Source organism: Microbacterium sp. SORGH_AS_0421 (assembly GCF_030818635.1).
Taxonomy (GTDB): Bacteria; Actinomycetota; Actinomycetes; order Actinomycetales; family Microbacteriaceae; genus Microbacterium.
Map to the genome: position 1 here is coordinate 1568561 of NZ_JAUTAO010000001.1, position 26661 is coordinate 1595221.

Here is a 26661-nt window from a genome sequence, read left to right on the forward strand (position 1 = left end):
CAGGAAGAACACGATGATCCCTCCACGTTCAGCGCGCTCGCGCGCTTGTGCCCTCGCCGGAGTCGGCATCCTCGCGACGACTCTCTCGTTCGGCGCCGCGGCCCCAGTCAGTGCCGCGCCGGCCGGTCTCGACGAGATCGCTCTCGCCCCGGCCAGCCCCGGCAGCACGGTCGCCCTCCCCGACTCGATCCTGTCGGCCGACGGACCCGTCGACGTCTTCGTGCAGACGCGGGGCGACAGTGCCCTCGAAGCGCGCACGAAGACCGAGGAGGCGGGCGGCTCCGAGACGTCCGCGCGGGTCGCCGCCGACGACACCGCGGAGCGCAACGCCGCGGTCACCGACGAGGTCGCGAGCGATCTGGCCGACATCGATCCGGATGCCACCGTGCTCTACACCTCGACGTACTCGGTGCCGGGCGTCGCGGTGAGCGCCGAGGTCGACACCCTGCGTCAGCTCGCGGAGCGGCCCGACGTCGAGAAGATCTCCCGCATCGTCCCGCAGTCCATCGAGTTCCCCGCGGTCGGCACCGATCCGGCCAACGCGGCGTCCGACGCCCTCACCCGCGCCGTCGACGCCTGGCAGCAGACGGGGCGCACCGGAAAGGGCGTGACCGTCGCGGTCGTCGATACCGGCGTGGACTACACGCACGCCGATTTCGGCGGTCCGGGGACCACCGACGTCTACGCGCGGGCCCTCGCCTCTACCGACGCCCCGAGACCGGAGTGGTACGACGCGAACAAGTATCTCGGCGGGTGGGACTTCGCCGGCGCGAGCTACAACGGCGCTACCGGTACCCCCGGCTACGACCCGGTTCCCGTGCCCGACGCGAACCCGATCGACGGCCCCGGCGGCAACCACGGCACGCATGTGGCGGGAACCGCCGTCGGCTTCGGCGTCGACCGCGACTCCCGAACCTTTCAGGGTGACTACTCCTCGCTGTCGTCCGAGAGCGTGCGCTCGTCGTTCTCCATCGGCCCGGGATCGGCGCCGGAGGCGGGTCTCATCGCCCTGAAGGTCTTCGGCGACGGCGGAGGAAGCACGTCTCTCACCGGGGCGGCTCTGGAGTGGATCGCGGAGAAGGTGGCATCCGGAACCGAGATCGACGTCGTCAACCTCTCGCTGGGCACGAACTACGGCGCGATCGACGATCCCGACAACGCCAAGCTGGAGGTGCTGGTCGATGCGGGCGTGCTCCCCGTCGTCGCGGCAGGGAACTCGGGCGACGTCGTCGATGTCGGCGGCAGCCCCGGCACCGCGATGGGCGCGCTCACCGTCGCCGCCTCCGCAAGCGGGTACGGCCTCGCCGACGCCGCGCGTGCCGTCATCGGAGACCCGGCCCAGAATCCCGCGCAACAGATCCGCGTGCAATACGCGCAGCAGTACTCGTGGGCCTTCGACGTGACGGCGCACGTCACCGCACTGACCGACCCCGATAACGCCGACGGATGCCGTGCCTTCAGCGCCGTCGATCGGCAGCGGGTGGCGGGTCAGATCGTCTGGCTCGAGTGGGATGACGCCGACGTGGCCTGCGGGTCCGCCGTGCGCTTCACCAACGCCACGGATGCCGGAGCAGTGGGCGTCGTGCTCACCAGTCAGGCCGACTCGTTCGAGAACGGAATCGCCGGGAACACCGACATCCCCGGTGCCCAGCTCACCCGTTCCGACACCGACGCGCTGCGACCGGCGATGGAACAGGACCGCCTGACCATCGAGCTGCGTTCCGACCTGCGTCGCACGGTCGAGGTGTTCGACTCGTCCCGCGTGGACACCGCGGCATCCTTCACCTCCCGGGGAACCCACGGATCCATCGACGACGTCCTCAAGCCGGACGTCTCGGCGCCGGGCGTCTCGATCGTGTCCGCAGGCAACGGCACGGGGTCCGGCCGCGAGGTGATGAGCGGCACGTCGATGGCCTCACCGCACACGGCCGGTGTGGCGGCGCTCGTCGTCCAAGAGCACCCCGATTGGTCGGCCGAGCGCGTCAAGCAGCAGGTGATGAACACCGCCGCCCACGACATCGTCACGGCGGGCGCCGACCCGCGCGCGTACGGACCCGCGCGCGTGGGCACGGGTCGCGTCGATGCGCTCGCGGCCGTCGAGAGCGGTGTGAGCCTCCGATCGGAAGAGAACGGAGAGCTGCTCAGCGCCTCGTTCGGCGTGGTCGACGTCGGAACCGAGCCGGTCGTCCTCACCCGCACGGTCAGCGTCGGCAACGATGGGACGGATGCCACGACCCTCGACCTGCGCTACTCCCCGCGCACCGAGACGCCGGGCGTCGCGTACGACGTGAGTCCCTCGACCGTGACGGTCCCCGCGGGCGGGAGCGTCGCCGTGACGCTGACGCTGCGGATCGCCGACCCCGGCGCCCTTCGCCGCACCCTCGATCCCACCATGTCCGCTCAGACGGGCGGCGCCCCGCGGCAGTACCTCGCCGATGCGTCCGGCGTCGTCGAGGCCACCGGTCCGAGGGGCACCTTCCCCGTGCGTCTCTCGGTGTACGCGGCACCGCGTCCGTACTCCGAGACCCGGACCGCGGGTGTGACCTTCGACGGATCGGCGGGCACACTCGCGATCACCGGACGCGGGCTCGACCAGGGGCAGGGGACCGAGCGCTACCGGTCGGTCATGGTGCCCCTGATCCTCGGTGCGACCGACCCCGACGACACCTTCCCCGCGACCTCGGCACAGCGCACCCTCGAGAGCGCCGACATCCTCGCGGTGGGCGCGTCGTCGACGGCTCCTTTGCTGGCTGATCCGACGCAAGGCGTCCTCACCTTCGGCGTGCAGATGGACGGGGAGTGGGCGCGCTTGTCTCCCCTCACGTGGCCCATGGTGCAGCTCGACTTGAATGGCGATACGCGGGCCGACTTCGTCGTGCAGGTGCAGCCCGGCGCCGACGGCGACATGCCCGTCGCCATGACCGTGGATGCCGTCACGGGCAATGTGGTCGAGGAGCGTCCGGTGAACGGCCTGTTCGGGGACCAGGGCACCAACGTCTACGACAACAGCGTGGTGACGATGTCGACATCGTTGAAAGCTCTCGGCTACACGGCGGGAACGACGCAGACGACCATCCGGTACCTGGCGCAGACGCGCTCGTTCTACAACCCGGCGTTCGACGGCGGATACCGCAGCGCGCTCGTCGACCAGACGTCGGCGGCCACGATCGACGCCTACGCGCCGGAGATGGCGTTCGGCGACACCGGGACCGCGCTGTTCGCCGATGAGCCCGGCTCGCTCACGGTCAGCCGGACGGGCGACACGCTGCCCCGGGTGCTCGTGCTGCACCTGCTCGGTGACGGTGACGCGCGCGCCGAGATCGTGACGCCCACCGCGGCGGGCGCCCCGACGCCGGAGCCGTCTGCGTCAGCGCCGATTCCTTCTGCACCGTCGCCGACGGACGGGGCGACCCACGCCTCCGGTCAGAGCACGTCGCGCCCGGGCCTGGCATCCACGGGTCTGGACGGTTCAGCGCTCGCGCTGCTCGCCGCCGTCGCTGCCGCCGCGGTCGGGACAGGCGCGGTCCTGGTCCGGCGCCGCCGTCGCCCAGAGTGAGCCTCTCTGTCGCGAGCGTCGCGCCCCCCTCGGGGTGCGCGGCGCTCGCCGAGGCGGCAGACTGTGGTCTCATGGCCGGTCAGACCCTCATCATCTCCGACCCTCGCGCGGTGCGGGCCATGGCCAACCCGCTTCGCCTGGTGGCGGTCGACGAGCTCTACCGTCGACAGGGGCCGGCCACCGCCACCGAACTCGCTGACCTCGTGGGTCTGACGCCCAGCGCGATGAGCTATCACCTCCGCGCGGTGGAGTCGACGGGCCTCATCCGCCGCGGTGAGTCGACGGATGCGCGCGAGCGGCCGTGGGTGCCCGCTGCTCCGAGCTACTCGCTCGTGGCCAGTGTCGAGTCCGACGCGGTGCAGCGGATGGTGCTGATCGACTCCCGTCTGATGCCGGTGCGGCAGCGGATGGAGGAGCTGCTGGGCGGCTCGGTCGGTCCGCGCACCGGACGCCGACATCGTCTACATGGTGATGGCGACCGGTCAGCTCCTCCTGAGTCCTGACGAAGTCGGCCTTCTGCAGGAGCGCGTTCAGGAGGTGTTCGACGAGTTCGAGGCGTTGAGCGCCGATCGCTCCGAGGAAGGCGATCTGCGGCGCGCGCGATACATGTGGTCGGTGGTCCCGGAGCGGGTGGACCCCGAGGACTAGCGGCGCGCGTGGAGCAGCCGAATGCAACCGCTGTGCCCCGCGCGCCCCACCGGCTCAGGTCGCCGACGGCTCGTTACGCAGTCGTGCCGATGACCCGATAGTCGGGGTGGACCCTTCCGGCCACCCCGATGGTGCGCGAAGCCGCTGACCCGCGACGTCCACGCCCCCGTTCCGATCGGAGCTGCAGCATGACCGTCCCCGCCGCCCACGAGTACCGCACCTACCCCGTCGTGACTCTTCCGGTGTTCGACCTCCGAACGGGGGATGTGGTGGCCGGTACCGATTCCGAGGTCGTCGGGATCGATGCCGAGAGCCCGTGGACGCGCCGCATCTCCGAGCGGCATCCCTCGGGGCAGATCACCCGATTCACCTACGACTGCGCGGACGAGCTCACGGTGTATCGAAAGCCCGAGGGCGAATCCGACGCCATCGCCGCAGCCGAGGCGGAGAGCGCCGCGGGAGAGAGCACGGAGCGCCTCGCCGGCGTCCGCTGCCCGCGTTGCTCGAACGAGAGGGCGTTCGCGGTCCAGATCACCGTCAGCGTGGTGCTCGACGGCGACCTCGACATCTCCGGATCCGCGCGGTCGATCACCGACCACGCGCCCGGCCGCATCGGCGACCCGCCGGACGGGTTCCGCGGAGACGAGCCCATTCAGTGCCACCAAGATCGAGGCGGCTGCGGACACCGGGGCACCGTGGACGAGTTCCGCATCCCCGAGGGGGATGTCGCCGCTCGGTAGTCCTGCCCATCGGCAGCCCCCGCACCGTGAACCGCAGTGCCTTCTTCGTCGGCGCATTGCTGGCGGGCGTGCTCATGACCTCGCTCGGCCTTCCGGTGACGCTCGGGATCGGCGCGGGGCTGTTCGTGCTCGCCGCGCTGGTCATCGCCCTCTCACCGCTGCGCAGAGCGCGCCGCGGTGGCTCTTCGCGCAGCTGAGGACCGCTCACGCGCGCTCGGGCGGATCACACCCGCGGCTGCTGCTGCGTGATGCAGTGGATGCCGCCCCCGCGGTCGAAGATGGGGCGCGAGTCGACCGTGACCACCCGCCGGCCCGGATAGGCGTCGGCGATGATCTCGCGAGCGCGCGCGTCGGACGCGTCGTCGCCGAAGCCGCAGAGCACGACGCCGTCGTTGGTGACGAGGTGGTTGATGTAGCTCCAGTCGAGCCACCCCTCGTCGTCGCGAAGCGCGGAGGGGGCCGGGATGCCGGTGAGGGTGACGCTGCGGCCCCGCTCGGCGAACGCGGTCTCGAGTTCGCGTCGCACGAGACGTGACACCTCGAAGTCGGGGTGGGAGGCATCCGTCTGCTCGTGGAGGAGAACATGGTCGGGCGCGGCGAAGGTGGCGACGATGTCGACGTGCCCGTTGGTGCCGAGGTCGTCGTAGTCGCGGGTCAGGCCACGCGAGAGCCAGATGGCATCCGTCGCGCCGATCGTCCGGGCCATCTCGGCCTCGACGCGGGCACGGTCGGCGAAGGGGTTGCGGCGCGGGTCGAGCTGCACGGTCTCGGTGAGAAGGACCGTGCCCGTGCCGTCGACGTGGAGCCCGCCGCCCTCGGCGACGAGGAGAGAGTCGATGCGCTCGGCTCCCGCGTGCTCGGCGACGACGCGGGCGATGACGGCGGACTTCTGCCATTCGGCCCAGTCGGGTGCGCCCCACCCGTTGAAGATCCAGTCGACGGCGCCGAGGACACCCGGGTGGTCGGGGTCGACGACGAAGGTGGGCCCCACGTCGCGCATCCAGAACTCGTCGAGCGGGGCTTCGACGATCTCGATGTCGGCGGAGAGCATGCGTCGGGCCCGAGCCACCTCGGTGGGGTCGACGACCATCGTCACCGGCTCGAACTGCCGCACGGCGTGCGCGACGTCGGTCCAGGCCCGGTAGCCCTGCTCACGGAATTCCGCGCCCTCCCCGAGGGTGATGCCTTCGCGGGGAAACGCCATCCAGGTGCGCTCGTGCGGGGCGGATTCTGCGGGCATGCGCCACATGTGGTGTTCCTTCTGGGTGCGGTGTCAGAGCGGGGAGGCGGCGGTGGTGGCGAGGTCGCCGGCGACGGCGCCGTCCTCGTCGCGGACGACCACGACGACAAGGGGGCCGTAGGGGGCGATCCAGGGGCTCGCGGCGCTCGCGTGCGCCGCGGCAGAGACGCGGGCGGTGCCGCGGAGGCGGCTTCCGTCCAGGTTCGCCTCGACGCGGGCGCCGTCGACGTAGGCGGCGGTGTCGCGAGCCGATCCGCCCGTCACGGTGGCGCTGAAGCGCACCACGGTCTCGTCGCCGTCCGTCTCGGTCTCGACCGCATCGACGACGACCCGCAGGCCTCCCGCGGCGACCGGTCGCGTCGTGGTGAAGACGGCCTCGTCGGGCAGCGCCGGCGTGCGCGGGGGCGTCGTGCGGCGCTCGCCGAGAGCGGTGACGGCCGATCCCAGCCGGATGAGCCGCGAGTCGCTGTACGCGGGACCGGCGATGGTCAGGCCGACCGGCATCCCGGTGTCGTCCATCGTGCCCATCGGCACGGTCACGGTCGGGATGCCGAGATGGCGGGGGACGAGGTTGCCGTTGGACACCCAGACGCCGTTACGCCATGCGATGTCAGCCGAGCCGGGGGCGACATCGGCGTCCGCGGGGCCCACGTCGGACTGCGTGGGGAAGATGACGGCGTCGAAGCCGCCCTCTTGCATCCACTCCTCGAAGTCGACGCGGCGGGTGTGCTCGAGGCCGCGCAGGCCCGCTTCGAGGCTCGCCACCTCGCGCCAGTCGGGCTCCCACTCCCGGGCCCGTGCCACGTAGTCGCCGATGTCGTAAGAGATGTCGTAGTGCCAGATGCCGTAGCGGTCGGGGAGGGCTCCCGCAGGGTGGGGGAAGATGCGCGCCGCGTCGACGTCGGCGAGACGATTCAGCCCCGGATCGCCGTTCTGGCGGAGGAAGGCGTCCATGGCCCACACGGCGAGGTCTCCCACCTCGGCGTCGAGGAACTCCCGGGTGACGAAGCCGCGGTCGAGGAAGTCCTCGTCGCCGGGGTGCAGTTTCTCGTACCGGTCGACCACCGGGAAGTCGGTCTCGACCACCTCGGCGCCCGCGGCTTCGAGGTCGGTGCGCAGATCGCCCCAGAGTCGCATGACGCTGTCTCGTGTGACGATCGGTGACTCGTTGTCGGGGTCGCCGTTGATGTAGATGCGCGGGACGGCGAGGCGCAGCCCCGCGAGCGGCAGCGGCTCGAGCTCGCTGAACGACGCGGGGCGCACCTCGGAGGGACGCGGCAGGGCGATCCAGGGCTGCGAGCGCCAGAGGTCTCCCTCGGTCACCGGATCGTCGGCCACGATCGCGTCGAGCACGACGCGCAGGTCGTCCATCGAGCGGGTGTGCGGCACGACGACGTCCATGGTCGGTACGAGCGGCCAGTTCCCCCGCACCGAGATCACCCCGCGCGACGGGGTGTACGCGACGAGCGCGTTGTGCGAGGCGGGGGCGCGGCCCGACGACCACGTCTCTTCGCCGAGGCCGAAGGCGGCGAAGCTGGCCGCAGTGGCGGTGCCCGACCCGTTGGAAGAGCCCGACCCGAACGCCGACGGCAGAAAATCGGCGTTGTAGGGCGACTCGGCGCGGCCGTAGACGCCGCGCTGCATGCCGCCCGCGGCCATCGGGGGCATGTTCGTCAGTCCGAGGAACACCGCCCCGCTCGCGCGCAGTCGCTCGATCGCGAAGGCGTCGTCGCCCGCCACCAGGTCGGCGAAGGCGGGCGACCCCGAGGCCACGGTCAATCCGGTGACGCGGTAGCTGTCCTTCGCGGTGAACGGGATGCCGTCGAGCGGGCCGAGTGTCTCGCCCCGGGCTCGGCGCTGGTCGGCATCGCGGGCTTGCGCGAACGCGCGCGGGTTCAGGACGGGCACGGCGTTGAGGCGGATGCCGGCCCGGTCGTAGGCCGCGATGCGGTTGAGGTAGCGGGCCACGAGCTCGACGCTCGTGACGGTTCCGGAGTCGAGGGCGGCGCGCAGGCGAGCGACGTCGGCTTCGACGACGGTGAAGTCCTCGGTGGTCATGGCGGTAAACATACACCGTTTGTTTTATGTGTGCGAGAGTGGACTCGGAGCCCGCGCCCGCAGGCTCGCACCGACCCGGGAGGCCGCCATCGCCAGACCGCACACGCCGCTGCTCAGCCGCGATCTGATCGCGCGAACCGCCCTCGCCCTGGTCGACCGTCACGGACCCGACGGGGCGAGCATCCGTCGCGTCGCCGCACGCCTCGGGGTCAACCCCGCGTCTTTGTACAACCACGTCCCCTAACCGCGCAGCCATGGTCGAGGACGTCCGCGCCCTCGTGTCGGCGCCCATCGATTCGCAGCCGCTGCGGGAGCTGCCCTGGGAAGACGCGCTCCGCGCCTGGGGACGCTCGTACCGTCGCGCGTTCGCCCGGCATGCCCGCGTCGTGCCGCTGCTGATGACGGAGCGCGCGTCGGCCCCCGTCCTCCTCGCGCAGTACGAGGACTTCGCGGCGGCCGCCGAGGCCGCCGGGTGGACGCTGCGCGATGTCATCCCGCTGCTGACCGCCTTCGAGTCCTTCATCCTCGGCAGCGTCCTCGACATGTCGGGGCCCTCCGTGGTGTTCGACCCCACGGGCCAGGAAGAGGCGTTCCCGCGCTTCTCGGCGGCTTTCGACACCCTCGCCGACGAAGACCCGGAGGACCCCGTGGCCACCCGCGCCTTCGAGCTCGGGCTCGACATGCTGATCGCCTCCGCTCGGCCCCGCTGACGCCGAACCCGCATTCGGGCGCAGGGCAAGTCCTGGCCCGAGGGGATCCCGACCTGGGACGATTCCGGAATGGATGCCACCACGGACGAGCCCGCGATCCTCCCCGACCGGCCGAGGTCCGACGCGCGCCGTCCGGTCGCCCTGGTCGTGGGCATCGTCGCGACCGTGCTCTTCGTGGCGCTGCGACTGGCCGTCGATCTCGACGGGGGAGCACCGCTGGCGTTCGACCAGTGGTGGGACGACACGATGGCCGCGCTCGCCGACCCGGTCGCGGTCATCGTCGCGTGGATCCCCGCCATCGTGGGCGGCACGATCGGAATGATCGTCATCGGCATCACGACCGCCGTCGTCTTCGTCCTGGTCAAGCGCCCGTGGGATGCGCTGAACGTCGCGGCATCCATCGCCCTGGTCGTGCTCATCGGCGCGCCCCTCGCCGCTGTCATCGCGCGAGCCCGACCGATGGATTCGCTGGCCGAGACCCAGGCGACCTCGTTCCCCTCGGGCCACACCGCCGTCGCGACGACGATCGCGGTGACGCTCGCGCTGATCCTCCGCCGCGGGTGGATCTGGGCGGCAGGCGCCGTCTGGGTGCTGCTGATGATGTGGAGCCGCACCTACCTGCACGCGCACTGGCTCAGCGACGTCACGGCGGGTTTCCTGGAGGGAGTGGCGGTGGCCACCCTCGTCTGGGCGCTGGTCGAGGTGTGGCGCGTGCGCCGCGCGCAACGTCTGGTGGCAGCGTCCGGCTGAGCGCTAGGGTTCCCGGATGACCAGCGCCTCCGCCGCCGCCGACAAAGCCCAGGATTCGACCGCCTTCCGCGTCGCCGCACGCGTCGGCTACGTGGTCCTCGGGCTTCTGCACCTCTTGATCGGGGTGATCGCGGTGTCTCCTGCGACCGGGAGCGGCGGCGACAGCGCCGACCAGAGCGGAGCCCTGCAACAGGTGGCCGAGGCTCCGGCGGGCAAGGTGCTGCTCTGGGCCGTCGTCGTCGGGCTCGTGGCGCTTGCCGTCTGGCAGGTCGTGGATGCCGTCGCCGAGCGCGACCCCGACGAGAAGAAGCGCTGGGCGCACCGCGCGAAATACGTGGGAACGGCCGTCGCGTACGGGGCGATCGCCGTCACCGGCTTCACGATCGTCTCGGGCGGACACTCGGACTCCTCGCAGTCGTCGCGCACTCTCAGTGCGCAGCTTCTCGCCATGCCCGGGGGCATCGTCCTCCTGGTCGTCGTCGGTCTGGCGGTGGCGGTGATCGGCGTCGCCTTCGTCGTGCGCGGTGTCACCAAGGCCTTCATGAAGAACCTGTCGAGCCCGGGCGGGACGGCGGGGCGTGGCATCCGGACCTTCGGAATGATCGGTTATGTCGCCAAGGGGATCGCGGTGGGCGTCGCCGGCATCCTCTTCATCGTCGCGGCCTTCTTGCACGATCCGAACGCGGCCGGCGGCATCGACTCGGCGCTGCGCTCGCTCGCGAGCCTGCCGTTCGGGCAGGTCGTCCTGTGGCTCGTGGGCGCGGGGCTCGTCGTGTACGGGCTCTTCTGCTTCGCCCGGGCCCGGTACGCCCGGATGTGAGCGCGCTGATCAGGCAGTGACGACGGTCACGCCGGCCTCGGCGAGGGCGGCGGACAGCTCGGGTGACGGCTCGGCGTCGGTGATGAGGTAGTCGGCCTTCTCGAGGGGGCCCACCTGGGCGAACAAGCGTCGGTCGAGCTTCGAGGAGTCGGCCAGGATCGCGGTGCGATCCGCGCGCTGGATCATCTCGCTCATCATGGTCGCGTCGCCGAGGTTGCTGGTCGAGAAGCCGGAGCCGTCGACCGCGCCGACCGCGATGAGGGCGTAGTCGCAGCGGATGTCGACCTCGGGGGTGTGCGAGTTCATCGCCAGGGTCACCGGGCCGGTCGTGGCCTGGGTGATGGTGCGGACCGCGCCGCCGAAGATGTAGAGATCGCGGAACACGCTGGGGGAGATCTCGGCGGGGATACGCAGGTTGTTCGTCGCGATCGTGAGGTTCCGGTGATTGCGCAGGGCTCGGGCGACCGCCAGCGTCGTGGTGCCGGCGTTGAGCATGAGGACGGATCCGTCCTCGATGAGGTCGGCGGCGAGCGCGGCGATGCGCTCCTTCTCGGAGATCTGCATCTGCAGGCGTACGTCGAGGCCGCGGTCGCGGCCGGGGACCGACATCGCACTGACGGCACCGCCGTGTGTGCGCACGACGATCCCTTCGCGATCGAGCTGGTCGAGGTCGCGGCGGACCGTGTCGATCGAGACGCCGAAGTGCGAGGCGAGGTCGACGACGGTCACCTGGCCCGACTCGGCGACGTAGGCGGCCAGCTCGGCTTTGCGGCCCGCGGGGAGCCGTCGCTTGACCGTGGCGGTGGATGCGTCCATGCCGTCATCTCTAGCACAGAGCGGCATGTCGGTCCGCAGAATTTGTGCGAAAACGGCAGAGAACAGCACTCCAAGCCCGTTGTTTGCGGACATTGACGCGGTCTCCTGCCGGAATTATCACGGATCTGCATCGAGCTCTTGCGGCTTCTTGCAAAGGGGCGCATACTCGTGCTGAAAGACGCAAGAACGCGCAGAACAGCGCGAAATGCGGCAGATCTCAACGAGGAGAAATGATGGACAACAGCGGGCGCCGGCGTCGGAACGCCATCAAGCTCGTCGGTGCCGCGGCAGCGGCCACGACCCTCCTGGCGATGGCGGGGTGCTCGTCGGACGATTCGGGAGCGTCGTCGGACGGGAACGTCACGATCGAGTTCGCCCAGTGGTGGGAGCCGGAGCTCGGCGACGGAGCGTTCCGCGGACTCATGGACGAGTTCGAGAAGGAGAACCCCGGTATCAAGGTCGACCTCGTCAGCGGGCCCTACGCCTCTACGAAGGAGCAGCTCTTCGCCGGGGCGGCATCCGGCACCATGCCCGACGTCGTCGGTCTCGACGGTGCGTGGGTCAGCGACTTCGCCAAGCAGGGCGTGATCGCCGATCTGTCGAAGCTGATGAGCGACTCCGGCTACGACGACAGCCAGCTCGCCAGCCAGATCAAGGTCGACGGCAGCACCTACATGATCCCCGTGGTCAACTTCGTCTACCCCATGTTCACCAACGACGGGCTGCTCTCGCAGGCCGGTGTCAGCTCTCCGCCGTCGACTCGCACGGAGTTCGCCGACGCGGCGAAGAAGATCAAGGCCCTCGGCGGAGACGTGTCGGGGTGGGTCCTCCCGCTCTCGCTCGAAGCCCCCAACGGCGTGCAGAACGACGTCATGTCATGGGTGTGGGCCTCGGGCGGGTCGATGCTGAAGGACGGCAAGCCCGACCTGACGAACAAGGCCGTGACCTCGGCCACCGACTACATCCAGCAGCTCTGGGAGGACGGGGTCATCGCTCCCGGATCCTTCACGATGAAGGAGCAGGACAAGGTCGAGGAGTTCACCAACGGACGTGTCGGCATGATGATCGACTCGCTGGCCCACATCAATCTGATCCGACAGTCGAACCCCGACCTGAAGTTCTCGATCTCGGCGATCCCGGCCGAAGACGGCTTCACCGGAGAGCGCGGCATCCCCTACGCCTCGTGGGGCATCGGCGTGGCCGAGAACTCGCAGCACAAGGATGCCGCCTTCAAGCTCGTGCAGTTCCTGATGGGCAAGGACGTCAACAGCGAGCTGTCGACGATGGCCAAGGCGTTCCCCGGCAACACCGAGAGCGTGCCGACCTTCGTCGCGGACGACGAGCTGTTCAAGACGGCGTTCGACATCTACAAGAAGGGCTACCCGGCGAACGAGTTCACGGGTCTGCCCGTCGCCGAGGAGCTCATGCGACAGTTCGGCACCCAGTTCCAGTCGGCTCTCGACGGACAGCAGTCGATGAGCGACGCGCTCACCAAGACGCAGGACGAATGGACGTCGGAGTTCTGATCCGACCCCGAACCGGGATGCCGCACCGCCACCGCTCGCGGTGCGGCATCCCGCTCAGCGAAAGCCGCACATCATGACCATGCGCACTCTCACACCCCCCGACACCGAGGTGATCGTCACCGGACGACCCGCCTCCCGCCGCACCCGGCAGCTGCGCAAGGCCGGCGAGGCCTACGCGTTCCTGTCTCCGACGCTGATCCTGTTGTTCGTCCTGATGATCGTCCCGATCGTCATGGTGATCGGGTACTCGTTCCAGGACAACGTCATCCTCAACAAGAGCCCCGAGGTCGTGGGTCTCGACAACTACATCGCGATCCTCACCGACTCCGGCTTTTGGAAGGCGACGGGCAACACCCTCTTCTTCACCCTCACGAGCGTCGCCGCGCACCTCGTGCTCGGACTCTCGTTCGCCCTCCTGCTCAACAGCCGGCTCATCGGCGCGGTCCCCCGGGCGATCTTCCGCGGGCTCTACGTGCTCCCGTGGCTTTTCACGGTCGCCGTCATCGCCGTGCTGTGGCGCATGCTGCTCGCCCCGAACGGCATCGTCAACTTCCTGCTCCACACGAACATCGAGTGGCTCGCCTCGCCGCAACTGGCGCTGGGGACGGTCACCTTCATCAACATCTGGGCCGGCTACCCGTTCTTCATGGTGAGCCTGCTCGCCGGTCTCCAGGGGATTCCGAGCGACCTCTACGAGGCCGCGACCGTCGACGGTGCCAGCCCCGTGCAGCGCTTCTGGAACGTCACCGTCCCCCAGCTGCGTCCCATCATCGTGAGCCTGCTGTTGCTCGACCTCATCTGGACGTCGCAGCAGTTCGCCCTCATCTGGCTGACCACGGGCGGCGGTCCCATCGACGTCACCGAGATGCTCAGCACCTTCACCTACAAGCTCGCATTCGCGAAGTACGACTTCTCGATGGCCTCCACCTCGGCGGTGCTGGTCCTGGTGATGTCGATGATCATCGCGGTGCTCTACGTCCGCCACCAGAAGGCGAGGGACTGACCATGGCCTCGACCACGACCGCGCGCCCGCGCGCCACCAGCGCGATCGCGCGCCGCCGGCTCGCCAAGACCGGCGTGCTCATCGGCCTGTTGATCGGCGCGGTCTTCGCCGCCGGTCCCGTGCTGTGGATGCTCTCGAGCTCGTTCAAGTCGAACACGCAGATCTTCGAGCTCCCCCCGCGCCTCATCACCGACACCTTCTCGCTCGACGCGTACATCTCGATCTTCACCAACCCCGAGACGGTGCGCTTCTTCATCAACAGCTATGTCGTGGCGGGGGCGGTGACGATCCTGACGCTGCTCGTCGCGATCCAGGCGGCGTACGCCTTCAGCCGATTCGAGTTCCGCGGCAAGCGCGTCGTCAACGTCATCATCGTCAGCGTCCAGGCGGTCCCGCCGATCACGCTGCTGATCCCGTACTTCGGTCTGATGGTGGGGCTCGGCCTCTACAACACCTATCCGGGCCTCATCTTCACGTACATGGTGTTCACGCTGCCCTACGCGATCATCATGATGACCGGGTACTTCAACACCCTGCCGAAGGAACTCGACGAGGCCGTCCGAGTCGACGGCGCGGGCTCGTTCACCGCCCTCTGGCGGGTGCTCGTGCCCATCTCGATCCCCGGGATCGTCTCGGTGGGGATCTACACGTTCATGATCGCGTGGAACGAGTTCCTCTTCGCCCTCACCCTCACGCGCACCATCGACATGCGCACCGTGCCGATCGGCATCCAGCTGCTCATGGGCCAGCACTCCTACGAGTGGAACCAGATCATGGCGATGAGCATCCTCGGCTCGATCCCCGTGCTGCTGCTCTTCCTCTTCTTCCAACGCTTCTTCATCAGCGGCCTCACGGCCGGCTCGGTGAAGAGCTGACCTCCGCACACCCAACCCCGAACAAGGAGAAATCCGTGCTCTACACCGGCAAGTCCATCCTCGACGTAGCGAACGCCCACAGCTTCGCCATCCCGGCTTTCAACATCAGCGATTGGGCGATGTTCACCGGGATCATGGACATCAGCGAGGAGAAGAACGCTCCGGTCATCATCGCCATCCACCCCGACGAGGTCTCGCACATCACCACCGACCTCATCCCCGCGATGCACGCTCGCGCGCACCGCTCGAGCGTGCCCGTCGCCATCCACTGGGACCACGGCGGAACGTACGAGCAGATCGTCCAGGCCATCCAGGCCGGCTTCACCTCGGTCATGATCGACGCCTCGCTCGAGCCCTTCGAGCAGAACGTCGCCCTGACCCGCAAGGTCGTCGAAGCCGCCCACGCGGTCGGCGTGCAAGTCGAGGGCGAGCTCGGAACAATCGGCGCGAACGACAGCTACGGCGAGTCCGGTGCCGCCGAGATCATCTACACCAACGTCGACGACGCCGTGCGCTTCGTCGAGCAGACCGGGGTCGACAGCCTCGCCATCGCCATCGGCACCTCGCACGGGCTCTACCCGGCCGAGAAGAACCCCGAGCTGCGCCACGACCTGCTCGAGCAGATCAAGGCGGCGGTCGGCATCCCGCTCGTGCTGCACGGCGGGTCGAGCAACCCCGACGGCGAGCTGAGCCGGGCGGTGGAGCTGGGCGTGAACAAGATCAACATCTCCAGCGACATCAAGGTGGCCTACCACGACCGCATGCGCGAGGTGCTCGGCACCGACCGTCGCCTGCGCGAGCCCAACGCCATCCAGCCCGAGTGCATCGCGGCGATGAAGGTCATCGCCGCTGAGAAGATCGACCTGTTCGGCGCCGCCGGCAAGGCCGACCTGTACTGATCGAAGGAGACCGGCGCCATGGGGGAAGACCTCGTCCTCGGGCTCGGCGGAACCGTCGACTACGAGATCCGGTGGGATGCCGAGGTGCTCACCGCCCTCGCGGCGGAGCACGGCATCCGGCTCGACGAGTTGACCACCACGACGCCCATCATCGACGAGCGCGCGCTCATCGTGACGGTGCTCGCCTTCCTCGCCACCGGCGGGGGAGGCGAGCGCTTCGTGCTCTCGTCGGAGATCGTGGAGCGCTTCGCGGCGCACTTCGACAAGAACGTCACCCTGGGCGGCACGGGGGTGCGGGCCGGGATCGCGCTCGATCGCATCGGCATCCCGACGGTGCAGCACCTCGTCAGCATCGACGACAATGTCCGGCGACTTCTGCCGTCGTCGATGAGGATCGTCTCGTCGGCGACGCGTGACACCCTCGACCCGCACCTCATCGTGCAGTACCCCGAGGGCACGACCGTGCGCGTGGTCGACGGAGCGGTGACGGCCACGGCCTCCAATCGCCTGATCTTCGCCAATGACGCGCCCAACCGCGAGATGGCGATCGCCGACCGACTCGGCGACGCTCTCGAGTCGGCTGCGGCCTTCCTCGTCTCGGGTTTCAACACCATGCAGGATGCCGATCTGCTCGAGGCCCGGCTCGACGACCTGGTGAGCGCGATGCGCCGTCTTCCCGCCGATGCCCTCGTGTACTACGAAGACGCGGGGTTCTACCAGCGCGAGCTCTCCGCCCGCGTACGGAGGCGACTGCTCGAGCGCATCGACGTGTACGGCATGAACGAGGACGAACTGCAGGAGTACCTGGGGCGCTCCGTCGATCTGCTCTCGCCGGACGACGTCGCGGCGGCCCTCGCCGAGGCGCACGGGCTCATTCCGGCACGGGCGCTGGTCGTGCACACGAAGTACTGGGCGCTCGCCGTCGGTCCCTCGGCGGCGCGGCACGAAACGGGACTCGAGAGCGCCGTGCGCACCGCGGCGACGCGCTACCGGCTCGGCGACGCGTGCACGGCAGCCGACCTCGATGCCACCGCGAGATTCGCGCGCCATCCCGGGGGAGCGGCGGTGGTCGCTGCCCTGCAGCGGAGCGGAAAGGCGGTCGGCGTGCCGGCGTACCTCGTCGACACCGCCGATCCCACGACGATCGGCCTGGGGGACACGTTCGTCGGCGGCTTCCTGGCGGCCGTCCCGGCCGCTGCGCGGCACGCGACCGCGGCCGCTCTGGATCGCGCCCTCGACGCCGTGGGCGGAGCGCCGGGCTGAGCTGGCGCGGCCCCGGATCTCTCAACGCGCCGCGGTGTCGGCATCCGGGTCCGAGAACGGCCCGCACGCCGCGATCACGCGGCGGAGGCTGACGGCGGCCTCCCACGCGTCGAGGGGCTCCTCGTGCGCGTCGAGGGCGCGCAGGCTCTCGGTGTAGCGCGTGAGGGACTTCTCCGCCGCGCGCAGGCTGCCCGCGTCGGCCTCGGGTTCGGGTGGCGTCGTGACCAGGGGCGAGACCGCGTCGATCGCGTCGGCGAGGGTGCGGCGCACCTCGGCAGGAAGACGGGTGTCGACGTCGGGACCCACGGTGAGTCGTGCCAGTGCCGCGGCCAGTTCACGGGTGGCATCCGCGGTGCCGGTCAAGGCGTCCAGACGGCGTCGATCGAGGTCGCGCGGTGTCTTCAGCCGACGGCCGCGCGGGTTGTAACGACGGCTCTCATCGGCCAGGTCGACCTCTTCGCGGACCTCGACGAGGGTGTCCTCCAGCGCGGAGGCGGCCCGGTCGGCGGCCTCGGGGTCGAAGGAGCGGCCCGCGAGCGAGGTCGACATCGCCCCGAGCGCCTCGCCGAGGGCGTCGCGAAGGCGACTCAGTCGGTCGTCGGCCTTCTTCACCCGGAGCGGCGGAACGACGAGCAGATTCACCACGACGCCCACCACCACACCGAACGCCATCGTGACCAGGTACGACACGGAGTACCCGTCGGGGTCGGCGCCGCCCAGCAGCAGCACGAAGAGTCCCGCGATGGCCACCCAGTCGCGCCCGACGCCGAGGGCGCGCACCCCCGCGAGCAGCACCCCGATCAGGATCACGGCGGCCACCGCGACGATGCGGGGCAGGCCCGTGCCGACGACGGCGAGGCTCGCCAGGCCCAGGCCGATTCCGAGTGCCAGACCGACCACGGCCTGGACCCCGCTCGAGGCGGAGCGCGCGACGGTCGGGTACATGCTCACCAGCACTCCGAGCGGCGCGTAGTACGAGTACTCGCTTTGCGCGAGGGGGACGAGAGGGGCGAGGTACCAGGCCAGCGCCGCCGCCGCAGCGGTCTTGGCGGCGAGCAGCAGGCGGTCGGTCGTGATCGCGTCGGACCACCATCGGCGGGGGTCGAGGGCGGCGGGGACGGTCATGAGCGGCGGGTGCGCGGGCGAGTCGACACGCTCCCATGCTCGATGTCGGCGACCGAGCCGTCGTGGGGGTTGCCCCGCTCGGGTCGCCGGGTTAGGACTCAGCGCCCGGGGCGGTAGGCGTCCCAGAGGACGCGCGCATGGCGGGCCTTCGCGCGCTCGACCCCGTCCTCGTCGTGACGGGCCGCGCTGATCCATTCCGCGAGGCGGCTCGCCACGGCTCCCAGCACCATGCTCAGGTCGGCGTGAGCGGCGGGAGGCACCGCCGCCTCCGACGCCGGCATCCGCCCCTTCGGCGCCAGGTCGTCGTCGATGTGCCGCAGCACGAGCCGAGCGACCCCGACGGCGTGGCTATTCACGACGCAGTGAGCGGCGCCCTCGATCTCCCACCGCCGAGCCCTGTGCGCGCGGGCGACGAGTCTCGAGTGCAGGCGACGGGGCGAGGGGCGGTCGTGCTCGCCCCGGATGAGCAGCAGCGTCGCTCGTCCCGCGCCGATGCGGTCCGAGATGCGGTAGCGCAGCATGTGCGGCAGCGCCTCGAAGAAGTAGAGGAACCCGCACAGCAGATAGGCCGACACGGCGAGCAGCGCGATGTGGATCGACTCGCGCACGGTCGACTGGACGAATCGCACTCCCTGCACGATCGCGGTGGACTCCGCCTCGTCGACGACGGGGCTCACCAGCACCGCGTGCGAGAGGCCGGGGCGGCGCGCGAGGACCTCGGTGACCACCTGCGTCCCCATCGAATGCCCGATCAGGACGGGGTCGTCCAGGCCGTAGTGATCGAGCACCCCCTCGACCTGATCGGCGAAGTAGGCGGCGGTGGGGGATTCTCCGGATGCCGGGACCCCGCCGAACCCGGGGAGGTCGAGCGCGTACACCTCGCCCTCCTCGGCCAGCAGGGGCGCGAGGAACTCGAAGTACGTCGACGCGACTCCGATGCCGGCGACGAGCACGAAGGAGCGCCCGGTGTCCGCGGTCGTGGGCACGCGCGTCACGCGCGTGCGCGACGGGCCACGGCGATACGTCTGGACGTCGACGTCGGCGGGACGCGGTTTTTCGGGCACCGCCCCAGGATGCCCTACCCGCCTGGGTGACCTGTCAATCCCGGTCCCGGTGTCGGGAGCCCCGCTTAGCCTTCCTGCATGAGCGATACCTCCCGTGAAGAAGAGACCCTGGGTGCCGTCCGCGAGGGCGACAACCCCGCCGAGAAAGATCCGTCCGACTGGGTGACCGGCGACGAGCCGATGACCGCTCCCCAGCGCAGCTACCTCGACACGCTCGCTCGCGAAGCCGGCGAAGAGATCCCCGCCGACCTGACGAAGGCCGAGGCATCGGAGCAGATCGACCGACTGCAGAACGAGACCGGTCGCGCCACCGAGTGATTTTCGAGGCGTCCCGCCGTCCCCTCGTCAGGACGCGCGGGACGCCTCTTCGTGTGCCGAGATGCCGTCGATGTCCTGACGCTCACCGCGGGCGATGTCGTCGAGGAAGTCGGCGACGATGCGTCGCTCCGCGGGTCCCAGCCGTTCGGCGGCCGCCGCCGCCGATGTGCTCCGCACCGACAGGATGCGTCGGGCGGGGGAATCGGCGTCGATCGTCTCGCGCACCACGATGGACCGGCGGTCGCCCGGGTACGGCTCGCGTTCGACCCATCCGGCATCCGCGAGTCGATCGATGAGCGCGGTCGTGGCCGCGGACGAGATGCCCAGCATCGATGCGAGGATCCGCGGGGTCACGGGTTCGTCTTCGGGGGAGCGCTGCAGGAGGAACCGCAGAACCTTGGCGTCGTTCGGACCGATACCGAGGGAGTGAAGAGCCTGCCGCTCGGATGCAACGCCGGAGTCGGTGAGGTCGTTGAGAGCTCTGACCACGTCGTCGGCGGTCGTCGCGTCATTCATCTGTCCTCCTCGGTTCTCTCGATGAGCTAGTGTCTTTGAGGCCGATAAAGTAGTCGACCGTTGTACTTCGATGGTACCCGTCCATTCGATGCATCGGCAGGGGGCTGATCGCGGAGCCTGGCATAAGATGCCCAGGTGGAAACAGGGTCCGAGTCGCGCTACTGGTACGGCGCGAGCGATGAGGATCGTCGTCGCCGAGCCGTCGACGTCCTCCAGGCCTTTCGCGTCTATCGCGCTGCCGAGGTCGCCATGCGTCGTCGAACGCGCGAGTCGATGTCGATGGGCGAGAACGAGCTCCTGGTGCTGCGCTACCTCATCAAGGCGGCGGGGCAGGGCCGGCAGGTATCTCCGAGCGAGCTGACCCGATACCTCGGGGTCTCGACGGCCTCGACGACGGCGATCGTCGACCGCCTCGAGAAGACGGGCCACGTCACCCGTGTCCCTCACCCCACCGATCGGCGGAGCATCTTCATCGTCGCGACCGAAGTGAGCGACGAAGAGGTGCGCGCGACTCTCGGGTCGATGCACGCCCGCATGATGGCGGCGGTCGTCGACATGAGCCCCGAAGACAGCGCGGCCGTGATCGCGTGCCTCGGCCGGCTCCAGGATGCCGTCGATCAGGTCGACCCGCACCCGGTCGAGGCCGAGCCCGGTCGCTGACGGGCGTCGCTAGGTAGGTAGTCCGCCTACTTATCGCCGAAACATTAGGCGGCGCATTCGCGGCGTGAAACCATGGAGCCATGCACGATCCGGTGAGCGACGCGGCGGTCGTCGCGCCCGCAGCGGCCGGCGCCCACGCTGAGAACCTGCGCGAAGTCGACGGGGTCGAGGTCGCCTCGTTCCGAGCTGTGGTGGCCCGCCTGCGGGCGGATTACCCGCTCGAGGATCCGACCCACGTCGAGGCGATCGTCCTCCGCGAGTGGGAGGCCTTCTCGGCTGGGCGTCCCCTCGTGGTACCCACCGCGGTCGAAGAGGGTGCGCGCGAGATCCTCGACCAGACGGTCGTCTGATCTAGGAGCCGGACGAGTCCGGTTCGTCGACGAGCAGCAGCCCACCCGACGAGTTCGCCGACGTCGCGAGCGCCTCGATCCACGCTCGGCTCAACAGAGCCGGCTCCGGCTCGTCGAAGACGAAGCGCAGCGGAATCGAAGGATGCAGCCACACGGTGCTGCGCCCCACCTCCTGGCCGGGTCCGTGCGTCCACGACAAGGTGAAGCTCTCGCCGCGGCGGAGCTTGGTCGCGATGACCACCTTGACGTGCGCCAGGGCGCGATCCTCGATCTCGATCGGCGACGCGACGTCGCCGTAGTAAAGCGTTCCCACACCGGCACGCTAGTCGTGCCCGAACGAGCCGCCCACCGGGGTTGATTCGCGCGACGCGACGTGGCATCCCGGAAAGCGGCTCGACGTGCGTTCCTCGGATAGGCTCGACGGCATGGGTAGATTCATCTACGACACCGTTGCCAACGCGGTCGACATCGACGACCGTACGCTCGCACACCTGCGCATCGTCGTGATGAACAAGCTTCGGCGTTCCGAGTCGTTCATGTTCGACGTCGAGGTCGGCGACGGCAGCGGTCGGCGCAGCTTCTGGATGCACCCCTCTGTGCCGATCCAGTTCCACTTCTACGGCAGCCGTCAGCCGCGCATCAACCGGGTCTGGGTCGAAGACCTCATGCTCGCGGCATCCGGCCCGAACGGTCTGGCGATCACGCCCGAGCCGAGCGAGGACGCCCTCGTCGAAGAGGGGTGAGCGTCAGCTCTTCTCGGACTCGGCAGTCGGGCTGATGTCCTCGGGTACGAGCATGATCCCGCCCGACGAGTTTGCGGAGTCGGCCAGTCGTTCGATCCACTCCCGGCTGAGCGTGGTGGGTTCGCTGTCGTCGAAGACGAAACGCAGCGGAATCGCCGGGTGCAGCCAGAGCGTGCTGCGGCCGCGCTCTTCGTCGTCGCGGTGTCGCCACGACAACGTGAAGCTCTCGCCGCGGCGGAGCTTGGTCGAGATGACGACTTTCAGGTGAGCCAGGGCGCGGTCCTCGATGTGCACGGTCGTGCCGCTGCCGCCGTAGTGAATGGTCCCCATGCGGCCCACGATACGCCAGAGCGTGTCGCGGATACGCGGCGGGATGCCAGGTGTCAAGACCGCCGGGCGTGGCGGGTTCGCCTGCCACAGTGAGGAAAGAGCACGGAAGGAGGGCGCCGTGACCAATCCCCCCACGCCTCGGCATCCTGAATCGGGGAACGACCCGGATGACCTTCCGGATGTGTTCCAGGGCTTGATCGGCATCGACGTCATCGACGGCGAGCTGGTCCCGCGCGCCTCGGCGGAACCACCCCGGGCGTGAGGCTCTCAGCGGCCTCGTAGTCGTGTCCGTTACGTTCGTGCGCATGTCGGACCCGCTGGACGAACAGCAGATCACCGTCTCGAGTGCGGCCCTGCGAGCGATGCGCGACGAGTTCCAGCGGTTCCTGATGGAGTACCGCTTCGGGCTCGCCGAGGTCGAGACGAAGATCTCTATCCTGCGCGAAGAGTTTCAAGAGATGCACGCCTACAACCCGATCGAGCACGTCTCGAGCCGGGTCAAGTCGCCGGACAGCCTGGTCGACAAGGTCCGCCGCAAGGGCATCGAGACCGACTTCGACTCCATCCGTGCCTCGATCACCGACATCGCCGGCATCCGGGTCACGTGCAGCTTCATCGACGACGCCTATCGGCTCTCGAACCTGCTGACCCGCCAAGACGACATCACCGTGCGCGACGTCAAGGACTACATCGCCCAGCCGAAGGCGAACGGTTACAAGAGCCTGCACGTGATCGTGGAGGTACCGGTCTTCTTGTCGACCGGTCGCGTCGACGTGCCCGTTGAGGTGCAGTTCCGCACGATCGCCATGGACTTCTGGGCGAGCCTCGAGCACAAGATCTACTACAAGTACGACCGCCTCGTCCCCGACGATCTGCTCGCCGAGCTCAAGAACGCCGCCGACACCGCCGCCGAGCTCGACACCCGCATGGAGCGGCTCCACCGCGAGATCCGCGGTGCGCACCCCGGAGTGGTCTCGCTCTGACGCGCGCGACACAATGGAGCGATGAGCGACGACGACTCCCGAGTGGACGAGGTCGCCGCCGAACTCCTCAGCCTCCCGCCCTCGCGTTTCACCGCCGCGCGTAACGAACGCGCTGCCGCCGAAGGCGGGGCCGTCGGGCGCAGGGTGGCGAAGCTGCGCAAGCCCACCGTCGCCGCCTGGGCCGTCAACCTGCTCGTGCGCGACGGCCAGCTCGGCGAGGCCGTGGAACTCTCGCGCGCCCTTCACGAGGCGCAGGAGGATCTGGATGCCGCCGAGCTCGGGAGACTGGGGCGTCAGCGCCGGCACCTGGTCGTCGCCCTCGCTCGTCGGGCGGGAGAGCTCGCCGCCGAGGCGGGGAGCCCGCTGAGCGGGGCGATGTCGGATGCCGTCGAGAAGACCGTCAACGCCGCGGTCGTCGATGCCACGGCGGCGGCCGCCGTGCTCACGGGGCGTCTGGTGTCGGCGATCGACCTCGCCGAACTGCGGGACGGGGCGCTCGGCGAAGCGGTGGCCGGTTCCGTCCCGGGCGAGCTCCCGCGGCCCGCTCCCACCCGGGACGATCTCGCCTCCCGTCGAGCGCGCAAGGCGGCGGAACGGGCCGTGCGCGAAGCGGAGCGTGCGAAGGCCGACGCCGACCGCGAGAACGCCGCTGCCGACCGGCGTGTCGACTCGGCGACCGAGCGAGCGACGCGCGCCCGCGAGCGTGTGGAGGGCCTTCGCGCCGATCTGGAACGCGCCGAGAGGGACGCCGCCGAAGCGGAGGACGTACTGACCCAGCGCACGAACGCGCAGATCCGCGCTCTTGATGCCGTGCGGGCCGCGATCGAGGCCGTCCAGCGCGCCGAAGCCGCACGTCACGAAGGGTCCGATCGATGAGCGCTTCCTCCCTCTCCACGATCCTCGACGACGCTCGCGCACGCCTGGCCGGCGCCCCGCGCGAGCGACTCGGCGAGCTGCAGGAGGGGCGCCGCCTGCTCGGTATCCCGCGTGCCGCCCGTGTCTCGCCGCGCGGCACGGCCTGGCACCTGGGGGTCCTCCTGTTGACCGACGACGCGCTTCTCGCGACGGGCGACATCGTGCGCTCGCGCCCGGAGGTCCGACGCGGATTCGCCGCGGAGTCGCAGCGCCGCCGCGCCGAGCTCTCGGCCGCCGCGGCGAGAGGTGGGGTGCCGGAGGGCGAGAGCGTGCACATCGGGTGGGAGGTCATCGACCCTGCAGCGGTCGGGCCATCGTCGACGCCCGTATCCGTCCGCGACGGAGAGCCGCTCGTGCGATGGAGCGCAGCCGGAGGATTTATGCCGCTGGGGCGGTACCTCGACGAGCGCATCGAGCTTCTGCGGCATCCGCCGGAGCGGGCGTAGGCACCTGCGCCCTTAGTCGGGGGTAGACCGCCTGTCAACAGGCGTCATCGCGGCCGTTCGCGGAAACAACGCTGGTCTATCGTGAGCGACGTGCAGCAGGTATGGCCAGGATCCAGTTATCCCCTCGGGGCCACTTACGACGGTAACGGGACGAACTTCGCCCTGTTCAGTGAAGGAGCAGAGAAGGTCGAGCTCTGCCTCTTCGAGGAAGACGGAACGGAGACGTGCTTCGAGCTGATCGACGTCGACGCGTTCGTCTGGCACGCCTACCTCCCCAACATCCAGCCGGGGCAGCGCTACGGCTACCGCGTGCACGGGGAGTACGACCCCGCGAACGGCAAGCGCTTCAACCCCGCGAAGCTGCTCCTCGACCCGTACGCGAAGGCCGTCGAGGGCCAGGTCGACTGGGGGCAGGCGGTCTTCAGCTACGAGTTCGGCGACCCCGACTCGTTCAACGACGAGGACTCCGCCGCCCACATGATGAAGGGCGTCGTCATCAACCCGTTCTTCGACTGGTCGGGCGACCGCCAGCCGAAGATCCCCTACGCCGAGTCGTTCATCTACGAGGCCCACGTGCGCGGCCTCACCCAGCTGCACCCCGACGTACCCGAGGAGTTGCGTGGCACGTACGCCGGCATCGCCCACCCCGCCGTCATCGAGCACCTCCAGAAGCTCGGCATCACCGCGATCGAGCTCATGCCGGTGCACCAGTTCGTCAACGACTCCACCCTCGAAGAGAAGGGGCTGTCGAACTACTGGGGCTACAACACCATCGCGTTCCTCGCCCCGCAGAACACCTACTCCTCGACCGGCGACCACGGTCAGCAGGTGCAGGAGTTCAAGGCCATGGTCAAGGCTCTGCACGCCGCCGGCATCGAGGTCATCCTCGACGTGGTCTACAACCACACCGCCGAGGGCAACCACATGGGCCCGACCCTGTCGATGCGCGGCATCGACAACGAGGCGTACTACCGCCTCGAAGACGACGACAAGCGCTACTACACCGACTACACCGGCACCGGCAACAGCATGAACGTGGGCAACCCCCACACGCTGCAGCTGATCATGGATTCGCTGCGTTACTGGGTGCTCGAGATGCACGTCGACGGATTCCGCTTCGACCATGGCATCCACCCTCGCCCGCGAGTTCTACGAGGTCGACAAGCTCGCGACCTTCTTCGAGCTCGTGCAGCAGGACCCGATCGTCTCGCAGGTCAAGCTCATCGCCGAACCGTGGGACGTCGGTCCCGGCGGCTACCAGGTCGGCAACTTCCCGCCCCAGTGGACCGAGTGGAACGGCAAGTACCGCGACACCGTGCGCGACTTCTGGCGCGGCGAGCCGCAGGCCCTGGGCGAGTTCGCCTCGCGGCTGACCGGTTCGGCCGACCTGTACGAGCACTCGGGACGTTTCCCGGTGGCATCCATCAACTTCGTCACCGCGCACGACGGCTTCACGCTGCGCGACCTCGTGTCGTACAACGAGAAGCACAACGACGCCAACGGCGAAGACAACAACGACGGCGAATCGCACAACCGCTCCAGCAACATGGGCGTCGAGGGGCCGACCGACGATCAGGACGTCCTGAAGCGTCGGGCGCAGCAGCAGCGCAACTTCATCGCGACGCTGCTGCTCAGCCAGGGCGTGCCGATGCTGCTGCACGGCGACGAACTCGGTCGCACGCAGGGCGGCAACAACAACGGCTACGCGCAGGACAACGAGATCACGTGGGTGGACTGGACGAACATCGACACCCCGCTCATCGAGTTCACGGCCGCCCTCGCGCGACTGCGCAAGCAGCACCCCACCTTCCGCCGCAGCCGGTTCTTCGACGGTCGCCCCGTGAAGATGGAGGAGGGCGCTCCCATTCCCGACGTGGTGTGGCTGCGTCCCGACGGCTCGCTCATGCAGCCCGAGGACTGGGACAACGGCTTCGGCCTCGCGGTGGGCGTCTTCCTCAACGGCCAGGGAATCCGCGAGCGCGATCGTCGTGGCGAGTCGATCAGCGACGACCACTTCCTCGTGCTGTTCAACGCCGGTGACGACAAGGTCGACTTCCGCCTGCCCGACTTCGAGTACGCGCCGAAGTGGGACGCCTACGTCGACACCGCCGGCGAGCGCGCGAACACCGAGCCGCTGAGCCCCGGTGAGACGCTGCCGCTCGAGCCGAAGTCGCTCATGGTCCTGCGTGAGCACCACCTGCCCGAGCCCGAGGTCGACCACTCGGTCGCCGCCTCCCTCACCGCGCAGATCCCGGTGGTCGGCACCGACGACCTGCCCGGTCAGGCGCCCAAGCCGGAGCTGTGAGC

General features: G+C 69.3%; 29 protein-coding genes and 2 pseudogenes. 23 read left to right on the forward strand and 8 right to left on the reverse strand.

The genetic code is table 11. The features are described 5' to 3' along the window. Window positions 1-13 precede the first annotated feature (13 nt). The 5 genes from QE416_RS07425 (at window position 14) to QE416_RS07445 (ending at window position 5141) form a co-directional block, all read left to right on the forward strand. On the forward strand, window positions 14-3556 hold the full coding sequence (locus tag QE416_RS07425) for a S8 family serine peptidase (protein ID WP_307314889.1): 3543 nt from the start codon (window positions 14-16) through the stop codon (window positions 3554-3556). Window positions 3557-3627: 71 nt separating this feature from the next. Continuing rightward, window positions 3628-4059 carry a helix-turn-helix transcriptional regulator gene (locus tag QE416_RS07430; RefSeq protein WP_307314892.1) on the forward strand — a complete coding sequence of 144 codons (432 nt, stop codon included), beginning with the start codon at window positions 3628-3630 and terminating at the stop codon, window positions 4057-4059. Further along, window positions 4022-4204: a hypothetical protein gene (locus QE416_RS07435; RefSeq protein ID WP_307314897.1), complete on the forward strand. Its 183-nt coding sequence runs from the start codon at window positions 4022-4024 to the stop codon at window positions 4202-4204. Before QE416_RS07430 ends, QE416_RS07435 begins: the two co-directional genes overlap by 38 nt. A gap of 188 nt (window positions 4205-4392) precedes the next feature. After that, the gene (locus tag QE416_RS07440) at window positions 4393-4944 is read left to right on the forward strand and encodes a hypothetical protein (RefSeq protein WP_307314898.1); all 552 of its coding nucleotides are present in this window, start codon (window positions 4393-4395) and stop codon (window positions 4942-4944) included. A gap of 26 nt (window positions 4945-4970) precedes the next feature. Continuing rightward, a complete protein-coding gene (locus QE416_RS07445) occupies window positions 4971-5141 on the forward strand; it encodes a hypothetical protein (protein ID WP_307314901.1) in 171 nt (56 codons plus the stop codon). Window positions 5142-5167: 26 nt separating this feature from the next. On the opposite strand, the gene QE416_RS07450 is transcribed toward QE416_RS07445, so the two are convergent. Beyond that, window positions 5168-6193, reverse strand: coding sequence for an agmatine/peptidylarginine deiminase (locus QE416_RS07450; protein WP_307314904.1), 1026 nt, complete (start codon window positions 6191-6193; stop codon window positions 5168-5170). A 375-nt stretch (window positions 6194-6568) separates the two neighbouring features. Next, window positions 6569-8242, reverse strand: a pseudogene (locus tag QE416_RS07455) (amidase); the annotation flags it as partial. A 28-nt stretch (window positions 8243-8270) separates the two neighbouring features. On the opposite strand from QE416_RS07455, the gene QE416_RS07460 reads away from it, so the two are divergent. From QE416_RS07460 to QE416_RS07475, 4 genes are all read left to right on the forward strand, one after another. Next, window positions 8271-8486 (forward strand): TetR/AcrR family transcriptional regulator, encoded by a 216-nt coding sequence (locus QE416_RS07460; protein ID WP_307314907.1) that lies wholly within the window; start codon window positions 8271-8273, stop codon window positions 8484-8486. A gap of 10 nt (window positions 8487-8496) precedes the next feature. Beyond that, window positions 8497-8952 carry a TetR/AcrR family transcriptional regulator C-terminal domain-containing protein gene (locus QE416_RS07465; protein WP_307314910.1) on the forward strand — a complete coding sequence of 152 codons (456 nt, stop codon included), beginning with the start codon at window positions 8497-8499 and terminating at the stop codon, window positions 8950-8952. A 69-nt stretch (window positions 8953-9021) separates the two neighbouring features. Next, on the forward strand, window positions 9022-9702 hold the full coding sequence (locus tag QE416_RS07470) for a phosphatase PAP2 family protein (RefSeq protein ID WP_307314912.1): 681 nt from the start codon (window positions 9022-9024) through the stop codon (window positions 9700-9702). Window positions 9703-9718: 16 nt separating this feature from the next. Beyond that, window positions 9719-10522: a DUF1206 domain-containing protein gene (locus tag QE416_RS07475; protein WP_307314914.1), complete on the forward strand. Its 804-nt coding sequence runs from the start codon at window positions 9719-9721 to the stop codon at window positions 10520-10522. A 9-nt stretch (window positions 10523-10531) separates the two neighbouring features. Here the strand turns inward: QE416_RS07475 and QE416_RS07480 are convergent, their stop codons facing one another. Continuing rightward, window positions 10532-11338, reverse strand: coding sequence for a DeoR/GlpR family DNA-binding transcription regulator (locus QE416_RS07480; RefSeq protein WP_307314918.1), 807 nt, complete (start codon window positions 11336-11338; stop codon window positions 10532-10534). 230 nt (window positions 11339-11568) lie between these two features. Here QE416_RS07480 and QE416_RS07485 point away from each other — a divergent pair, with 230 nt between their 5' ends. The 5 genes from QE416_RS07485 (at window position 11569) to QE416_RS07505 (ending at window position 16904) form a co-directional block, all read left to right on the forward strand. Then, a complete protein-coding gene (locus QE416_RS07485; protein ID WP_307314921.1) occupies window positions 11569-12864 on the forward strand; it encodes a sugar ABC transporter substrate-binding protein in 1296 nt (431 codons plus the stop codon). Between the two features lie 73 nt (window positions 12865-12937). Next, window positions 12938-13867: a carbohydrate ABC transporter permease gene (locus QE416_RS07490; protein WP_307314924.1), complete on the forward strand. Its 930-nt coding sequence runs from the start codon at window positions 12938-12940 to the stop codon at window positions 13865-13867. Between the two features lie 2 nt (window positions 13868-13869). Further along, window positions 13870-14742: a carbohydrate ABC transporter permease gene (locus QE416_RS07495; RefSeq protein ID WP_307314930.1), complete on the forward strand. Its 873-nt coding sequence runs from the start codon at window positions 13870-13872 to the stop codon at window positions 14740-14742. Between the two features lie 35 nt (window positions 14743-14777). After that, window positions 14778-15641 carry a ketose-bisphosphate aldolase gene (locus tag QE416_RS07500; RefSeq protein ID WP_307314934.1) on the forward strand — a complete coding sequence of 288 codons (864 nt, stop codon included), beginning with the start codon at window positions 14778-14780 and terminating at the stop codon, window positions 15639-15641. 18 nt (window positions 15642-15659) lie between these two features. Then, complete coding sequence (locus tag QE416_RS07505) at window positions 15660-16904, forward strand: ADP-dependent glucokinase/phosphofructokinase (protein ID WP_307314938.1); 1245 nt, start codon at window positions 15660-15662, stop codon at window positions 16902-16904. A gap of 21 nt (window positions 16905-16925) precedes the next feature. Here QE416_RS07505 and QE416_RS07510 read toward each other — a convergent pair whose 3' ends face one another. Together QE416_RS07510 and QE416_RS07515 are read right to left on the reverse strand one after the other, a co-directional pair. Then, a complete protein-coding gene (locus QE416_RS07510; protein WP_267786052.1) occupies window positions 16926-18029 on the reverse strand; it encodes an FUSC family protein in 1104 nt (367 codons plus the stop codon). A 98-nt stretch (window positions 18030-18127) separates the two neighbouring features. Beyond that, complete coding sequence (locus tag QE416_RS07515) at window positions 18128-19093, reverse strand: alpha/beta fold hydrolase (protein WP_267786053.1); 966 nt, start codon at window positions 19091-19093, stop codon at window positions 18128-18130. A gap of 78 nt (window positions 19094-19171) precedes the next feature. Between QE416_RS07515 and QE416_RS07520 the strand changes: the two genes are divergently transcribed. Beyond that, the gene (locus QE416_RS07520) at window positions 19172-19411 is read left to right on the forward strand and encodes a DUF3072 domain-containing protein (RefSeq protein ID WP_115915964.1); all 240 of its coding nucleotides are present in this window, start codon (window positions 19172-19174) and stop codon (window positions 19409-19411) included. A gap of 27 nt (window positions 19412-19438) precedes the next feature. On the opposite strand, the gene QE416_RS07525 is transcribed toward QE416_RS07520, so the two are convergent. After that, complete coding sequence (locus QE416_RS07525; protein ID WP_210072394.1) at window positions 19439-19927, reverse strand: MarR family winged helix-turn-helix transcriptional regulator; 489 nt, start codon at window positions 19925-19927, stop codon at window positions 19439-19441. A gap of 135 nt (window positions 19928-20062) precedes the next feature. On the opposite strand from QE416_RS07525, the gene QE416_RS07530 reads away from it, so the two are divergent. Together QE416_RS07530 and QE416_RS07535 are read left to right on the forward strand one after the other, a co-directional pair. After that, complete coding sequence (locus QE416_RS07530; protein ID WP_210072393.1) at window positions 20063-20587, forward strand: MarR family winged helix-turn-helix transcriptional regulator; 525 nt, start codon at window positions 20063-20065, stop codon at window positions 20585-20587. A gap of 80 nt (window positions 20588-20667) precedes the next feature. After that, a complete protein-coding gene (locus QE416_RS07535; protein ID WP_267786055.1) occupies window positions 20668-20937 on the forward strand; it encodes a three-helix bundle dimerization domain-containing protein in 270 nt (89 codons plus the stop codon). Window position 20938: 1 nt separating this feature from the next. Here the strand turns inward: QE416_RS07535 and QE416_RS07540 are convergent, their stop codons facing one another. Further along, complete coding sequence (locus QE416_RS07540) at window positions 20939-21250, reverse strand: hypothetical protein (protein ID WP_210072391.1); 312 nt, start codon at window positions 21248-21250, stop codon at window positions 20939-20941. A gap of 112 nt (window positions 21251-21362) precedes the next feature. Here QE416_RS07540 and QE416_RS07545 point away from each other — a divergent pair, with 112 nt between their 5' ends. Next, complete coding sequence (locus tag QE416_RS07545; RefSeq protein ID WP_056226105.1) at window positions 21363-21680, forward strand: hypothetical protein; 318 nt, start codon at window positions 21363-21365, stop codon at window positions 21678-21680. Window positions 21681-21683: 3 nt separating this feature from the next. Here the strand turns inward: QE416_RS07545 and QE416_RS07550 are convergent, their stop codons facing one another. Then, window positions 21684-22010, reverse strand: coding sequence for a hypothetical protein (locus QE416_RS07550; RefSeq protein WP_267786059.1), 327 nt, complete (start codon window positions 22008-22010; stop codon window positions 21684-21686). Window positions 22011-22128: 118 nt separating this feature from the next. Here QE416_RS07550 and QE416_RS07555 point away from each other — a divergent pair, with 118 nt between their 5' ends. The 5 genes and pseudogenes from QE416_RS07555 to glgX all read left to right on the forward strand — a co-directional run bounded on the left by QE416_RS07555 (window position 22129) and on the right by glgX (window position 26659). Continuing rightward, window positions 22129-22272: a hypothetical protein gene (locus tag QE416_RS07555; protein ID WP_210072389.1), complete on the forward strand. Its 144-nt coding sequence runs from the start codon at window positions 22129-22131 to the stop codon at window positions 22270-22272. A 43-nt stretch (window positions 22273-22315) separates the two neighbouring features. Beyond that, window positions 22316-22993, forward strand: coding sequence for a GTP pyrophosphokinase family protein (locus QE416_RS07560; RefSeq protein ID WP_210072388.1), 678 nt, complete (start codon window positions 22316-22318; stop codon window positions 22991-22993). 21 nt (window positions 22994-23014) lie between these two features. Beyond that, window positions 23015-23869, forward strand: coding sequence for a transposase (locus QE416_RS07565; RefSeq protein ID WP_307314947.1), 855 nt, complete (start codon window positions 23015-23017; stop codon window positions 23867-23869). Continuing rightward, window positions 23866-24354, forward strand: a complete 489-nt coding sequence (locus QE416_RS07570) for a glutaminase (protein WP_210072386.1) — start codon at window positions 23866-23868, stop codon at window positions 24352-24354. Before QE416_RS07565 ends, QE416_RS07570 begins: the two co-directional genes overlap by 4 nt. Window positions 24355-24444: 90 nt before the next feature. Beyond that, window positions 24445-26659: pseudogene (gene glgX / locus QE416_RS07575) on the forward strand (glycogen debranching protein GlgX). Window positions 26660-26661 lie beyond the last annotated feature (2 nt).